At 56.3% G+C, this 14,609-nt stretch carries 10 protein-coding genes and 2 tRNA genes; 6 read left to right on the top strand and 6 right to left on the bottom strand.

Annotation, left to right across the window (positions count from 1 at the left end; genetic code table 11):
• Window positions 1–104 precede the first annotated feature (104 nt).
• A tRNA-Leu gene (locus AS89_RS0113855) sits at window positions 105–191 on the top strand.
• A gap of 129 nt (window positions 192–320) precedes the next feature.
• On the opposite strand, the gene AS89_RS0113850 is transcribed toward AS89_RS0113855, so the two are convergent.
• Both AS89_RS0113850 and ppc read right to left on the bottom strand, forming a co-directional pair.
• On the bottom strand, window positions 321–920 hold the full coding sequence (locus tag AS89_RS0113850) for a hypothetical protein (RefSeq protein ID WP_033230531.1): 600 nt from the start codon (window positions 918–920) through the stop codon (window positions 321–323).
• A gap of 351 nt (window positions 921–1,271) precedes the next feature.
• A complete protein-coding gene (gene ppc, locus AS89_RS0113845) occupies window positions 1,272–3,929 on the bottom strand; it encodes a phosphoenolpyruvate carboxylase (protein ID WP_010133296.1) in 2,658 nt (885 codons plus the stop codon).
• Window positions 3,930–4,149: 220 nt separating this feature from the next.
• Here ppc and AS89_RS0113840 point away from each other — a divergent pair.
• Window positions 4,150–4,236: transfer RNA gene (locus AS89_RS0113840), tRNA-Leu, on the top strand.
• Window positions 4,237–4,490: 254 nt separating this feature from the next.
• On the opposite strand, the gene AS89_RS0113835 is transcribed toward AS89_RS0113840, so the two are convergent.
• The 4 genes from AS89_RS0113835 to panC all read right to left on the bottom strand — a co-directional run bounded on the left by AS89_RS0113835 (window position 4,491) and on the right by panC (window position 8,956).
• The gene (locus AS89_RS0113835; RefSeq protein WP_029250044.1) at window positions 4,491–5,417 is read right to left on the bottom strand and encodes a histone deacetylase family protein; all 927 of its coding nucleotides are present in this window, start codon (window positions 5,415–5,417) and stop codon (window positions 4,491–4,493) included.
• Window positions 5,418–5,419: 2 nt separating this feature from the next.
• On the bottom strand, window positions 5,420–7,285 hold the full coding sequence (locus AS89_RS0113830; protein ID WP_010133294.1) for a GNAT family N-acetyltransferase: 1,866 nt from the start codon (window positions 7,283–7,285) through the stop codon (window positions 5,420–5,422).
• Window positions 7,286–7,701: 416 nt separating this feature from the next.
• Window positions 7,702–8,091 carry an aspartate 1-decarboxylase gene (gene panD, locus AS89_RS0113825; RefSeq protein WP_010133293.1) on the bottom strand — a complete coding sequence of 130 codons (390 nt, stop codon included), beginning with the start codon at window positions 8,089–8,091 and terminating at the stop codon, window positions 7,702–7,704.
• A 16-nt stretch (window positions 8,092–8,107) separates the two neighbouring features.
• Window positions 8,108–8,956: a pantoate--beta-alanine ligase gene (gene panC, locus AS89_RS0113820; RefSeq protein WP_010133292.1), complete on the bottom strand. Its 849-nt coding sequence runs from the start codon at window positions 8,954–8,956 to the stop codon at window positions 8,108–8,110.
• 226 nt (window positions 8,957–9,182) lie between these two features.
• Between panC and AS89_RS18265 the strand changes: the two genes are divergently transcribed.
• The 4 genes from AS89_RS18265 to nspC all read left to right on the top strand — a co-directional run bounded on the left by AS89_RS18265 (window position 9,183) and on the right by nspC (window position 14,546).
• Window positions 9,183–9,818, top strand: coding sequence for a DUF6515 family protein (locus AS89_RS18265; RefSeq protein ID WP_010133290.1), 636 nt, complete (start codon window positions 9,183–9,185; stop codon window positions 9,816–9,818).
• 298 nt (window positions 9,819–10,116) lie between these two features.
• Entirely contained in the window at window positions 10,117–12,039 is a 1,923-nt protein-coding gene (gene speA, locus AS89_RS0113810) for a biosynthetic arginine decarboxylase (protein ID WP_010133289.1), read from the top strand.
• A gap of 38 nt (window positions 12,040–12,077) precedes the next feature.
• Complete coding sequence (locus AS89_RS0113805) at window positions 12,078–13,277, top strand: saccharopine dehydrogenase family protein (RefSeq protein WP_010133288.1); 1,200 nt, start codon at window positions 12,078–12,080, stop codon at window positions 13,275–13,277.
• Between the two features lie 75 nt (window positions 13,278–13,352).
• The gene (gene nspC / locus AS89_RS0113800) at window positions 13,353–14,546 is read left to right on the top strand and encodes a carboxynorspermidine decarboxylase (protein WP_010133287.1); all 1,194 of its coding nucleotides are present in this window, start codon (window positions 13,353–13,355) and stop codon (window positions 14,544–14,546) included.
• Window positions 14,547–14,609 lie beyond the last annotated feature (63 nt).

Below are 14,609 nucleotides of genomic sequence, written 5' to 3'. Positions count from 1 at the left end.
GACTGAGTGGACAAAAAAGGGCACAAACTGCGCCGCAAAAAGCGTTGACACCCCCAGGGCAAATCACTATAGTGCGCGTCCTCAACGGAGCACACCGTTGAATTGCCCAGGTGGCGGAATTGGTAGACGCGCTAGCTTCAGGTGCTAGTGACCGCAAGGTCGTGGAAGTTCAAGTCTTCTCCTGGGCACCATCTTTAAAAAAGGGGCCAACTCGCAAGAGTTGGCCCCTTTTTGTTTTTGGGATTTTGCGCAGGCAAAGCCAAAAGAACCAATAAAAAGGGGAGCGATACGCCCCCCTTTATCTGGCCCAGGAAGTTAACTCAGTTCCACTTCAGAACCAGTCGTCCCGCGACATCGTTGCCCGCTACCGCGTGGTAACCATTGCGCCCCTTGATGCGCGCAGCCGGGCCGGTGAAGCCCTGCCAGTTTTTCATCACCTTGCCGCCCTTCGCCCAGGCAAGCCACTCGAAGCCTTCCAGTACATCCTCGAAGCACAAGCCTCCGCCGATTCCCTGGCCGGAATAACGAATGCCATAGTTGCTAGTGTCGGGCACTAGCGCGAGAGTTGCCCGTGGGTAGGTACCAACACCATTCACCGCAACACCCAGCGGCTTGATGTTGTCACAGCTCATACCACCCATGGCGCGCTCACCAAAGGCCTGCTTGCCGCGATCAACACTGTCATAGCACAGACCCCCACCAATGCCTTCTCCAGACAAACGCACACCGACCAGCACCAGTGGCTCATAGGCCTCCCCATTCTCACCCAGCGCATACAGCTTGTAACTCACGCCATCTTTGAACGCCTTGTCCACCACGACCTTACTCGCCGTGGTACTGCCGAGCGGCGCAGCATTGTTACAGGAATAATTATTGGCGGCCTGGGAGGCCAAGCTGAAGCAGGCAGTGAGTAAAGCCAAAAGGCAAGCGAATCCATTCTTGTACATTATCTACTCCAAAAAGGTCATTATTGAGAACAAGGTCACACATTTCGAGCGCTTTGGATCCTATCACGAAAGCGCAAAACGCCAATGTATTTGCCTGTACGAGCGACCAATTAGGCGCACCTTTCGTCTTATTGCTCGCGTTCTCGGCCGCACACTAATTGCGATTAACCCTTTTTAGTCAACAAATTTCCCTCCACAAAAACCCCACGTTCACGGCAACCCTCTGCCAGCTATATGTTCTCAGCAGCCACTAAAAAAGGCCGACTCGATTGAGCCGGCCTTTCATTGTTTGACGAACTTGGGGGGCACCCGCAGCAACGCGGTTTAACCGGTATTGCGCATCCCCGCCGCAATTCCCGCAATCGTCACCATCAGTGCACTTTCCAGCACCGGGTCTTCCTCACGGGTGCGCAGGCGCGCCATCAATTCCGCCTGCAACAGGTGCAGCGGATCGGTGTAGGGGTCGCGCACGCGGATGGACCAGCGCATCACCGGATTGTTATCCAGCAGGCTTTCGCGGCCAGTCAACTCGCTCAGGGCCGCCACGGTGCGCGCCAAACGGCTACGCAACTCGACGCCCAGGCGCTGCAGTTCCGGATCGTCGGTAAGGCGCTCTTCATACCACAGCGCCACGCGCGGATCGGACTTGGCCAGAACCATTTCCAGCATATCCACCACGGTCTGGAAGAAGGGCCACTCTTCACTCATGGCGCGCAGGGTATCCGGCGCGTTTTTCAGGCCAGTCTCCAGCGCCGCACCGGTACCCAGCCAGGCTGGCAACATCAGGCGCATCTGGGTCCAGGCAAAAACCCACGGAATTGCGCGCAGGGTTTCCACGCCACCTCCCGGCTTGCGGCGTGCCGGACGGCTACCCAGAGCCAGACGGCTGAGCTCGGTTTCCGGGGTGACGGTGCGCAAATAAGACACCAGCGCCGGATCGTCACGTACAACTTCGCGGTAGGCGCCCACCGAGGCCTGCGTCAGGCGGTCCATCACGGCACACCATTCCGGGTGCGGCTCTGCCGGCGGCAGCAACGTAGCCTCCAGGGTGGCTGCGATGTACTGCTCCAGGTTGTAGGCCGCAACCGACGGGCGACCATACTTGAAGCGAATCATCTCACCCTGCTCGGTAACGCGAATGCGTCCGGCCACAGAACCGGGTGGCTGCGACATCAGCGCCATGCGGGTGGGCGAGCCACCGCGGGAAATAGAACCACCGCGGCCGTGGAACAGCGTCAACGGGATACCGTGCTCCTTAAAAATTCCGGTGAGCGCTTCCTGCGCACGAAATTGCGCCCAGGCCGCCCCCAGGAAACCGGCATCCTTGGCGGAATCGGAATAGCCGATCATGACTTCCTGACCCGCCTTCACCCGCTCGCGGTAAAAAGGAATTTCCAGCAATGCACTCATGGTATCGAACGCATTGTTCAGGTCGTCGAGAGTCTCGAACAGCGGCACCACGCGCATGGGCTCACGCACGCCGGCAATTTTCTGCAGCAACATCACCGCCAGCACATCGGACGAAGTGCGGGCCATGGAAATGACGTAGGCACCGAGCCCCTCTGAACCCTGCTCCGCAATCACCTTGCAGGTGTCGAGCACTTCGCGCACCTCATCGGTACAGAACTCGCTACGGAAAAAAGCACCATTGATTAGCGGGCGACGACTCTCCAGCTCCTCCAGCAGGAACTTCTGCTTCACCTTCTCGCCCCACTCGGCATAACTGCCGAGATCCAGGAAGCGGGTGATGGCGTCGATCGCCATGGCGTGACGGGTAGACTCCTGGCGAATGTCCAGCTTCAGCAGAGTAATGCCAAAACCGTTGAGACGACGCAGCGTGTCTTTCAGCTGCCCATCGGCGATGGCTGCCAGCCCCACTTCGCGTAGCGAGCGGTCGATCAGGCTCAACGGCTCGCACAGTTCACTGCCCGAGGTATACACCTCACCCTGCGGCTCGACCGCGCCATTCACCCGCGCCTCCATTAGTTCACGGGTATTGCGCAGACGATCGCGCACCGCACGCAACAGCAGCCGGTACGGCTCGTGACTCGGCCCAGTATGTGCCAGCAGTTCCTCACTGGCGCGATGCATGGAGAGGTCGGCGAGCAGGTTTTCCACATCGCGCAGGTACAAATCCGCCGCCATCCAGCGCGCCAGATTCAACACGCGGCGGGTAACCTTGGCGGTGACATTAGGGTTACCGTCCCGGTCACCACCCATCCAGGATGCAAAGCGGATGGGCACCCAATCTGCGGGCAGCGGTTCGATACCGGCGAGCGCCAGTTCGTCTTCAATTTCGCGCATTCCCTGGGGGACAGCCTGCCACAGGGACTGCTCGATGGTGGCAAAGCCCCACTTGGCCTCATCGACCGGAGTCGGGCGCTCGCGACGGATCTCATCGGTGCACCAGGCAGACAAAATCTGCTCGCGCAACAGGCGGCGCAGGCGCTCGGCCTCTTCCGGCGTGCAATCCGGGCGATCGAGGCCGGTCAGCAGGTCCGCCATCTGGTCGTACTTGCGGATCAGGGTGCGACGCGTTACCTCGGTCGGGTGCGCCGTGAGCACCAGCTCCACGGACAAATCAGACAGCACCTGGCGCACCTGCTCGGGGGCGACATTCGACTTCTTCAGTTCCTCCAACACCTGGCGCAGGCCGCGGTCGGTGTCCGGGTCACCAGGGAAGCGCTCGTGCTGGCGACGCAGGCGCTCGCGATGGCGCAACTCGGCGATATTGGCGAGGTTCAGAAACTGGCTAAACGCACGGGCCACTTCCAGCAGGGTCTCATCGTCCAGTGGATCGAGCAGTTCTCGTAATTTACCTACAGGCATTTCCCCCTGGCCGCGGCTCTCCACCGCGACCTGGCGAATGGTCTCCACGGTATCGAACAATGCTTCACCAGCCTGCCCGCGCAACACGGTTCCCAGCTCTTCGCCGAGAAGGCGAACATCTTCCCGCAACGGTGCATTTTGATCTTGATCCATGGAATATCTCCCCCTGAAGGATTACTTTCTGGAATGTATTCTCACATATTTCCAGCCGGATTTTGATGTCGCAGGCTAAATTCTTGTAATTTAACTACAAGGATATAGAGCAAAAGCCCTATTCAGCCACCCATCACAGGATTCACCGGTCACACCTGACAATTGACACCCCGCAAAAAACGGCTATAGTGCGCAGCCTCAACGGCGCATAGCGCTGTTTGCCCAGGTGGCGGAATTGGTAGACGCGCTAGCTTCAGGTGCTAGTGACCGCAAGGTCGTGGAAGTTCAAGTCTTCTCCTGGGCACCATCTTTAAAAAAGGGGCCGACTCGCAAGAGTCGGCCCCTTTTTGTTTCTGTGTTCTTGGTTTTGCGCTCCCAGCTTTGCGCCTTGGGAGGCAAGTGAAGACCAGCGACCACCTACCACACTGGCGCTGCCAGTAGCCACTGCGCTCTCGCGCGGCATGGCCTAGCTATAAATCGGGCTTGATAAACAGTGGCTACCAAGCCGAGAGAAAACTTTGGGCACATATGCGAAAGGGTAATCACTCAACTGATGCCAACTTAGTTCCCGAGAAGCCCCTTTAGGTGAGCGACGACACTACGGCCTAATGCGGATAATGCGTAACCGCCCTCGAGTGCGGAAACAATCCGCCCTTGGCAGTTCTCATCCGCGTATTCGCGCAATCTCTCGGTTACCCACAGGTAGTCATCTTCCTTAAAGCGCAGCTGGGCCATCGCGTCCTCAATATGTCCGTCGAAACCAGCGGAGATAAACAACATCTGCGGCCTGAACTTTTCCAGGGCAGGCAGCCACTGCTCGGTGACGATTTCACGCAGCGCATCGCCACCGGCGCCCGCCTCCAGCGGAGAGTTGACAACATTATCCGGCAGCTCGCCGGTGCCAGAAAACGGATAGTAGGGCGACTGAAAACTGGAGCAGAACAGGTAGCCCTCGCGGCCGGCGGCGAAGTCTTCGGTGCCGTTGCCATGATGGACATCGAAATCGAGGATGGCGACACGTTCCAGACCATGCTGTTTTCGCGCGTGCTCGGCAGCAATCGCAATATTGTTGAACAGACAGAATCCCATAGCCTTTGCACGCTCGGCGTGATGCCCGGGGGGGCGCACGGCACAGAACCCGGAGCTGATCTCGCCCCGCATAACGCGGTCAACCGCATCCACCCCACTACCGGCGGCATGCAATGCGGCGGCGAGCGTGTGGGAGTTCATGCGCGTGTCTTCGTCGAGTACGGCAAACCCTTCACTCGGTGCGCGCGCGAAAATTGACTCGACATATTCTGGAGTGTGCACCCGCTCAATGTGCCTGCGTGTTGCCTGCGGCGCGTCGAAGAAGCGCAGTACGTATTCGATACCGCTACTCAGCAGTTGGTCCTGAATAGCATCCAGGCGCGCGGGACACTCGGGGTGATCGTCGCCCATGTCGTGTTTATGACAAACAGGGTCAGAGAAGAATCCAACGGCGGGCATAGTCAGTCCTTGTTCCCAGTCAGTGTCAGTTCGAGATAGAGCTCATCCATGGAGTCACCGGGGCGAGTGGCGAAGCCACTCGCTTCAAAGATTTTGAGCATGGGTTTATTGTCACGGCGCACACAGGCAAACATTTTCTCAATACCACGCGCCCGTGCAACTTTTTCCATTTCTTTCAGTAAGGTGGTGGCAATGCCCTTGCCGCGGCGACTCTCCTTGATCACAAACGCCACCTCACAGCTATTATCCGCCGGATAATAGTAGTAACGCCCCACCCCCTGGATTACTTCGCTGTGACCATCAAAGTCGGTAAAGCACAGCGCCAGGTCACGGCCCTGATCGACACTCACCAGGCTGCAAGACTTTTCCCGGGACATCTGCGTCACATGGTGGTTGTAGCGCATCATCAGGGTTTCTTTATTGTGGGTATAGAAGAACTCCTGAAGCCGCCGCTCATCCGCGGGGCGCAGTGGGCGCAAGGTATAACGCACACCATCGAAGGTATATTGCTTCTGGTCTACCGGGCCCAGCTCCGGCACCGTGGTAGGCGCCTGTTCCTGATACTCCGGTACCCAGTAAAATTCGCGCACTTTCTCCAATAATTCACGGCGGAACGCCGGGTGCGCGATACGGATCATTTCCAGGGTGCGCTCGCGCACACTTTTGCCGCGCAGGGAAGCAATGCCATACTCGGTTACCACGTAGTGCACATGCGCCCGGGATGTGACCACGCCGCTGCCGGGTGTGAGGGATGCCACTATACGCGACACCAGCTTGCCGTCCTTGTCCCGCGCCGTGGATGGCAAGGCAATAATCGGCTTGCCACCCTTGCTCAGCGCAGCGCCACGGATAAAGTCTACCTGACCACCGATACCGCTATATAGCAACTGGCCAATCGAGTCAGACACTACTTGCCCGGTGAGATCCACCTCGATGGCACTGTTGATCGCTACCATCTTGTCGTTGCGCGCGATTTTTACTGGCGAGCTCACATGCTCGGCAGGGTACAGTTCGACATGGGGGTTCCCGTCGACAAAGTCGTAGAGTTCGCGCGAACCCATGCAGTATGCCGTTATGGTCTTGCCTTTGTGGAAGGTCTTTTTGCGGTTATTGATCACACCGCTTTTCATCAAGCGGGCAATGCCGTCAGAAATCATTTCCGAGTGCACACCCAGGTCCTTGTGGTTGCCCAAATAACGCAACACCGCATCGTGGATCTTGCCCATGCCAATCTGCAACGTGGCCCCATTCTCAACCAACAGGGAGACATACTGCCCGATCTGCTCCACTGCCTGATCCATTTCCGGCGGCGGGGATTCCGGGATGGGGGCATTTTCGGTCATCCAGGCATGGATCTGATCGCGATGGATAAATGTGTGGCCACAGGTTCGCGGCATACTGGGATTAATCTGGGCAATGACCGTGGTGGCATGCTTCACTGCGGATGACACTACATCCACACTTACACCAAGCGAGCAGTAGCCCAATTCATCCGGTGGGCTCACCATAATCAGCGCGGCATCCAGTGGCAGCACATGGTCGCTAAACAACTTTGGCACTTCCGAGAGGAAGGTCGGCGTATAGTCCGCGCGCCCTTCGGCAACCGCATTACGCACCGCGGTACCACCAATATACAGGGCATTGATGGAAAACAACTCAGCGTGTTTACGTTCTGCCCAGACATTGTCTGAGAGGGTAAACACCTGAGTGACCTCGATGTCATTCAACCCGCGACTATTGGCGATCAGATCAGCCATTAACGCATCGGGAACAGCGGCATGGGAACCAACGAAAATACGACAGCCGCTTTTTAGCAGCTGATCCCAGGCGACGGGTTCGCTGGTTTTGGGGTTTGTCAGAGACGACATTTAGATGGGTGGAATCCTACCTTGAACTTGAAGGTATGGTAGGCGAGTGGTTTAGTGGTCACAAGCGAAGCTCACGGGATCCAATTAGAGACTACGGTGGCGGCCAAGCACCGGGTACAGGTTTTCAGGACCGCTGTGAACCCATCCCTGGGCGCTGCGGCGCAAACATCCTGTTTGCGACGCTCCTGAAAACCTGCACCCGGCACTTGACCTTCGCTTCAGATCACGCGCTACGAACATGCAAGGCTAGCGGAGCTAGGAGGGAAAATTGAAGGCTGGGTGACGGGTATAGGCTTTCGGAAGCGTCGGCGACAGGGACGTCGCCGACGCAGCGTACATGGACGTATTCACAGCGGTTCCGAAAGCCTATACCCGGCGCTCAGCCGCCACAGGACCGGCAAAAGAACCCCCAACTTTTATGCGGGTTCCGACATCTGCACAGGAATAGTATTGGTACTACGCTCAACCCGATTCTGCTCATCCAAATAAACAAGCTTGGGTTTGAAAGAGTCGGCCTCAGCCTCAGACATCTGTGCATAGGCGGCAATAATAATACGGTCGCCAACCTGCACGCGGCGGGCCGCAGCACCATTCATGGAGATAATGCCGGAACCGCGCTCCGCCAGAATCACATAGGTGTGAAAGCGCTCGCCATTGGAAACGTTGTAGATATCGATTTTTTCAAACTCGCGCAGGCCCGCAAGCTCAACCAGATCTTCATCGATCGCACAGGAGCCGTCGTACCAGAGTTCCGCCTGGGTGACCGCCGCCATATGCAGCTTGCCTTTCAACATCTCAATTTGCATCAACGAACTCCTGACTTCACACACTCAAGGAAACATTGTCGATCAAGCGCGCACCGCTGGTGTACATAGCACCGAGAATCGTGATCTCACTGTCGTCGTGGGCGGCCGGTTGCAGGTCCTTGCTGTTACAGATGGAAAAGTAATCCACCTTGAAACCTGCCTGCTCAATCTTCGCCCGCGCCTCGTCTTCCAGCGCCGCGAAATCCTTGCGGCCAGACTTGATCTCATCGCTCACCCAAATCAGCGACTGGTTGAGAATCGCCACCCGTGGACGCTCCACTTCGCTCAAGTAACCGTTGCGCGAGCTCATCGCCAGGCCGTCCTCTTCGCGGTGTACCGGCGCAGCCACAATCTCCACCGGAATACACAGGTCTTCCACCATACGGCGGATCACCGCCAACTGCTGAAAGTCCTTGATGCCGAATACCGCCTTGTTTGGCTGCACGATGTTGAACAGCTTCGCCACCACCGTGGTCACGCCTTCAAAGTGTCCCGGGCGACTCGCGCCACACAGCACATCGGTCATGGCCGGACAAATGACCTTGGTCTGTTCGTCCATGCCATTCGGGTAGATTTCGGCTTCATCCGGGTGGAACAGGTAATCACAGCTGGCCACACGCAGCTTGGCCATATCCGCCTGCATGGTACGCGGGTAGGTATCCCAGTCTTCATTGAGTCCGAACTGCAGGCGATTGACGAAGATCGACACCACCACGACATCACACTGCTCACGGGCCAGATTGACCAGTTCGATGTGCGCGTCGTGCAGATTGCCCATGGTGGGCACGAATCCGATGGTCTTGCCATCGCGACGGGCCTCGGCCAGCGCCTCGCGCAGGCTGGCCACGTGATGAAAAACTTGCATTGCCGGGGTTCCGCCAAGTGGTTAGTTGCGCGGCATCTTACCTTCAGCAGGGACCCCGAACAAATCTGGACGCATTGGTCACATTCGGTTTTGGTCGCCCGGAGCGTTTTTGGCAGCCGGTTCAGGAAAGATTCAGTGTACGCAGGGCAAACTGGCCCCCACGTTATCGAGAAGCCTTTTTATAGGGCCACAGAGTCAGCCACACGGATGGCTGAGGAGCATGACCATGAAAGTACTGATCACCGCGCTTGCCACCGCCAGCTTGTTACTGACGACGGTGCCCGCCCTTGCCGACCGGGACGATCGCCACCACGACAACAAGCAATACCATAAGCACCAGGCGCGTAAACACGAGCGCAAGGCACACAAACACGAACAACAGGCGCGCAAGCACGAGCGCAAAGCGCGTAGGCATGAGCGCAAGGCGCACAAGCACGACCGCAAGTACTATCAGGATTACAAGTATGTGGACTACCGTGGGCACCACAAGCCCCGTCACAAGCCACACTACAAGCCGCATCATCGCCCACATCACCGGCCACATTACCGCCCGCACGAGCATCGCTGGCGTCCGGCACACTTTGGCTATGGTTACCGCTGGAAGCGTTTGCCCACTTCCTATGTGAGTCTGAGCCTTGGCGGCCTGGGTTACTACTTTAGCGATGGTATTTTTTACCGCCCTTACGGTGCCGGTTATGTCGTAGCGCAGGCTCCAGTCGGCGCCTTTGTACGCACCCTGCCAGGCACTGCCTACAGTGTCAGCTTTAACGGCCTGAATTACTTTGTTGCCTACGACACCTACTACCAGTGGGACCATCACCGCCACGGATATGTAGTGGTTGCCAACCCGGGCTTTCTCTAACTTCCAACCCCAACAACCGAATTAATATTCGGTTACTTCCCCAGGCGACTCTTTCGAGTCGCCTTTTTTATTGCTACGAATTCGGCAGCTTGCGCCAGATCTGACGGCTTGAATTCTACTCAAGCGCGATATGCAAAAAGTGAATAAAAAACCGAATAAAAATTTAGTTTTAACCTTGTTGATTTATCCGCAATTTCTTTTCATTTCTTATTGATTTCCACACAATCAAACCCCAAGATTCGCGCCCCGAATACGGCACCGGGTTCCATCCAATATTTGCCCAAAGTTAACAGGCGCCATGAAGCAACAACAGATCGACAACTGGACCTGCGAAGACTCCGCAGAGCTCTACGGCATCCGCAACTGGGGTGCTGGCTACTTCAATCTGAACCAAAGCGGTGAAATCACGGTTGAAGTGAAAAATGATGCCGGCGACCTGCATGCAGTATCGCTGTTGGATATCGCCCACGGTGCCACCGAGCGCGGATTAGGTATGCCGCTGCTGGTGCGCTTCGAAAACTTGCTCGACGCGCAGATCGCACGCATCAACAACTCCTTTCGCAGTGCGATCGACAGCTGTGGTTACAACAATGTGTTCCGTGGCGTGTTTCCCATCAAGGTCAACCAGCAGTGCCAAGTGATTGAAGAAATTGCCCGCGCCGGGCGCAACTTTGGTCATGGGTTAGAAGCGGGCAGCAAGGCGGAGCTCATTGCCGCGCTGTCGATTCTCGACAATACCGATGCGCTTATTGTCTGCAACGGCTATAAAGATGAGGAATTTATCAACCTCGGCCTACAGGCCCAGCGTCTTGGTGTGCAGGTGTTTTTCGTGGTGGAAACACCCTCGGAAGTGGACACCATTATTCACTGCGCGGAGCGGGAAAACATTGAACCTAATATCGGTGTGCGGGTAAAACTGGCAAGCAAGGTGGGCGGCTACTGGAATGCCACCAGTGGTGACCGCAGTATTTTTGGTCTGGGTAGTAACGATCTGATCGCAATGGTCGACAAGTTGCGCGATCACAACATGCTGCATTGCCTGCGGCTACTGCATTACCACCTGGGTTCACAGGTGCCGAATATCCGTGATATTCGTACCGGTGTACTGGAGGCTTGCCGCTACTACGCAGACCTGGTGGAAGAAGGCGCAGCCATGGGGTACCTGGACCTCGGCGGCGGCCTCGCAGTGGACTACGATGGCTCCAAGACGAACTACACCCACTCCAAGAATTACTCGCTTGACGAGTACTGTGTGGACGTGGTGGAAGCGATTATGGAGACCCTCGACAGCGAGGGTGTGACGCACCCGGTCATCATCACCGAGTCTGGTCGCGCGACGGTCGCCTATTCATCGGTCCTGCTCTTCAACATTCTCGACACCACCAGCTTCGAACCCATCGAACTGGAAGATGACCGCATCGCGAGCGACGCACATCTGATGCTGAAGAATTTGAAGGAAGCACTGGAAAGTGTGTCGTCGAAAAATTTGCAGGAAAGTTACAACGATGGGCTCTACTACCGCGATGAGATACGCGCGCTGTATCTGCACGGCCAGGTAAGCCTGCGCGACCGCGCGCTGGCGGAAAACCTGTTCCTGCAGTGCGCACAGAAAATTCGCAAGTTGCTCGATGAAGTTGACCAGATACCGGCAGATCTCGAGTTGCTGCCAGAGGTTCTGTCCGACATTTATTACGCGAACATGAGTGTCTTTCAGTCTCTGCCGGATATCTGGGCGATCGAGCAGCTGTTCCCACTGGTACCGGTTCACCGGCTGAATGAGGCACCCACGCGCTCGGCGATCATTGCAGACATTACCTGTGATTGCGACGGCAAGATCGACCGCTTTATCGACCGGCAGGGCGAGCGAAAGACTCTCCCCCTGCACCCATTGAAGGACGGCGAAGAATATATTCTGGGCACTTTTCTGGTGGGTGCCTATCAAGAGACACTTGGCGACTTACACAATCTGTTTGGCGACACCAATGTGGTAAGTGTGCGCATTGATGACGACGGGCAAGTCGATTACAGCCGGGAAATTCACGGCGACAGCATCGCCGATGTTCTGAGTTATGTGGAGTATTCGCCGCAGGATTTGTTCGAGCGTTTCCGCAAACTCGCGGAGCGTGCGGTCAAGGAGAAGCGTATCACCCCGCAACAGCGTAAAGATATTTTGCATACGTATACCGCCAGCATGAGCGGATACACCTACTTCGAAAAGTAACTTTTGGTTTTCCCACTATCAGGAACAGGGAGAAAGAAATGGCCAACGTTCTGATTGTCGGCGCCGGCGGCGTCGGTCAGGTAGTCGCGCACAAGTGCGCACAAGTTGAAGAAGTATTTGAAAATATTACCCTCGCCAGCCGCACCAAATCCAAGTGTGACAAGATCGCAGAGATGCTGCCGCGGAAAATTGATACTGCCGAAGTCGATGCAGATAACGTTGGGGAAATGGTCGCGCTGATCGAAAAAGTCAAACCGGACATGGTCATCAATGTGGCACTTCCCTACCAGGATTTGCACATCATGGACGCGTGCCTCGAAACCGGTGTGCACTACCTCGACACCGCCAACTACGAACCACCGGAAGAGGCAAAATTCGAATACAAGTGGCAGTGGGCCTATCAGGACCGTTTTGAAAAAGCCGGCCTGATGGCATTGCTCGGCAGTGGCTTCGACCCGGGTGTGACCAGTGTGTTTACCGCCTATGCGAAAAAGCACCACTTTGACCGCATCAAGACCCTGGACATCCTCGACTGCAACGCGGGTGACCACGGCCTGCCATTTGCGACCAACTTCAACCCGGAGATCAATATCCGCGAGATCACCGCGAATGGCCGCTACTGGGAAGATGGTAAATGGGTCACCACCAAACCCATGGAAGAAAAGCGGGTATTTGAATTTCCCGAAGGTATTGGTGAAAAAGACCTCTACCTGCTGTACCACGAGGAACTGGAATCACTGTCCACGCATTATCCTGAGATCGAGCGTGCGCGTTTCTGGATGACCTTCGGTGCCAGTTACCTGAAGCACCTGGAGGTGTTACAAAACGTGGGCATGACCAGCATTGAGCCAGTGGAGTTCCAGGGGCAACAGATTGTACCCATCCAATTCCTCAAGGCGCTGTTACCGGATCCGGCGAGCCTGGGCCCCCTAACCAAAGGCAAAACCTGTATCGGCAACATCATCAAGGGTACCCCGCAGGGCGGCGGAGATGACAAGATCTACTATGTCTTCAACATCTGCGACCATGAAGAAGCGTACAAGGAAGTTCAGTCCCAGGCGATTTCCTATACCACCGGCGTACCAGCCATGATCGGCGCCAAGATGATGATGGAAGGCAAGTGGATGAAGCCCGGGGTGTGGAATATGGAACAGCTGGATCCGGATCCATTTATGGACGACCTGAACAAATACGGGCTTCCCTGGCAGGAAACCTGGCTCGACAAACCATTTCTGTAACAGACACAACACTGCAAGCCCGGGCGCCTACTCGCGTGGCCCGGGGCTCTCGCACTCCAGCGCAAGAATTGATTTATGGACCTGACACCCCGTCGAGACTACTTTGGCGAATTCGACCCCAGCCGGGTGCCCACCCCCTGCTTTGTGGTGGATGAGATTGCGCTGCGCGACAACCTCGAGGTACTGGCCGATGTGCAGAAGCGCAGCGGTGCCAAGGTGCTCGCCGCACTGAAAGCCTTCTCCATGTTCAGCGTCGGGCACATTGTTGTCGAGTACCTGTCCGGCACCTGTGCCAGTGGCATTAACGAGGCAAAACTGGGCTTCGAGGAGTACGGCGGCAAGGATCTCGGCAAGGAAGTGCATGTCTTCAGCGCAGGCTACAAACAGCAGGAGCTGGAAGAAATCCTTGGGTTTGCCCACCACGTTATCTTCAACTCGTTTTCGCAGTGGCAACGCTACAAAGCCATGTGTCTCGAAGCACAACAGCAACGGCCAGAGTTGCGCTTTGGCCTGCGCATCAATCCGGAGCATTCGGAAGGCCACACCCCGATTTATGACCCATGTGCCCCCTGCTCGCGCCTCGGTATCGTACGCTCACTATTTGATGGGGAAGACCTGACGGGTATCAGCGGCCTGCACTTCCATACCTTGTGTGAGCAGGACTTCGAACCCCTGCAACGTACGATTGCAGCGGTGGAAGAAAAGTTTGGCGATCTGCTCCCACAGATGGAGTGGATCAACTTCGGCGGCGGTCACCATATTACCCGCAGGGATTATCAGGTGGAGGCACTTATTGACGCAGTTAAGGGGTTTTCGCAAAAACACAATGTGCAGGTTTATCTCGAGCCTGGTGAAGCGGTAGCCCTATTCTGTGGTGTGCTGGTGGGCGAAGTTATCGATCTAACCTGGAATGGCAAGCAACAGGCGATTTTGGATGTATCCGCGACCTGCCACATGCCCGACGTAATCGAAATGCCCTACCGCCCGGAAATTACCGGTGCCAGCCTACCGCAGGAATTGCCCCATGCCTATTTGCTGGGCGGACAGAGCTGCCTCGCGGGGGATCGGATTGGTGAATACAGTTTTGCCGAGCCATTGAATATCGGCGACCGTTTGGTGTTTGAGGAGATGGCGTATTACACCATGGTGAAAACCAACACGTTTAATGGAATTCCGCTGCCTTCGATTGCGCTGTGGAATTCAGATACGGATGAACTCCGAATGGTCAGAGAGTTTGGCTATGAGGACTTCAAAGGGCGGCTGTCATAAAGTTGCTTCCTCGCATTTGCTCTACCTCAGAGCCGTGGCGGTATAGCACCGGGTGCAGGTTTT

Source organism: Microbulbifer agarilyticus S89, from assembly GCF_000220505.1.
Classification (GTDB): domain Bacteria; phylum Pseudomonadota; class Gammaproteobacteria; order Pseudomonadales; family Cellvibrionaceae; genus Microbulbifer; species Microbulbifer agarilyticus_B.
This window is presented reverse-complemented; position numbering and strand designations above follow the sequence as displayed.

What these genes read in the sequence shown, in the direction of transcription:
- ppc (WP_010133296.1), bottom strand. Translation starts at nt 3,929, where the DNA reads ATGGATCAAGATCAAAATGCACCGTTGCGGGAAGATGTTCGCCTTCTC.
- AS89_RS0113835 (WP_029250044.1), bottom strand. Translation starts at nt 5,417, where the DNA reads ATGCCCGCCGTTGGATTCTTCTCTGACCCTGTTTGTCATAAACACGAC.
- AS89_RS0113830 (WP_010133294.1), bottom strand. Translation starts at nt 7,285, where the DNA reads ATGTCGTCTCTGACAAACCCCAAAACCAGCGAACCCGTCGCCTGGGAT.
- panD (WP_010133293.1), bottom strand. Translation starts at nt 8,091, where the DNA reads ATGCAAATTGAGATGTTGAAAGGCAAGCTGCATATGGCGGCGGTCACC.
- panC (WP_010133292.1), bottom strand. Translation starts at nt 8,956, where the DNA reads ATGCAAGTTTTTCATCACGTGGCCAGCCTGCGCGAGGCGCTGGCCGAG.
- AS89_RS18265 (WP_010133290.1), top strand. Translation starts at nt 9,183, where the DNA reads ATGAAAGTACTGATCACCGCGCTTGCCACCGCCAGCTTGTTACTGACG.
- speA (WP_010133289.1), top strand. Translation starts at nt 10,117, where the DNA reads ATGAAGCAACAACAGATCGACAACTGGACCTGCGAAGACTCCGCAGAG.
- AS89_RS0113805 (WP_010133288.1), top strand. Translation starts at nt 12,078, where the DNA reads ATGGCCAACGTTCTGATTGTCGGCGCCGGCGGCGTCGGTCAGGTAGTC.
- nspC (WP_010133287.1), top strand. Translation starts at nt 13,353, where the DNA reads ATGGACCTGACACCCCGTCGAGACTACTTTGGCGAATTCGACCCCAGC.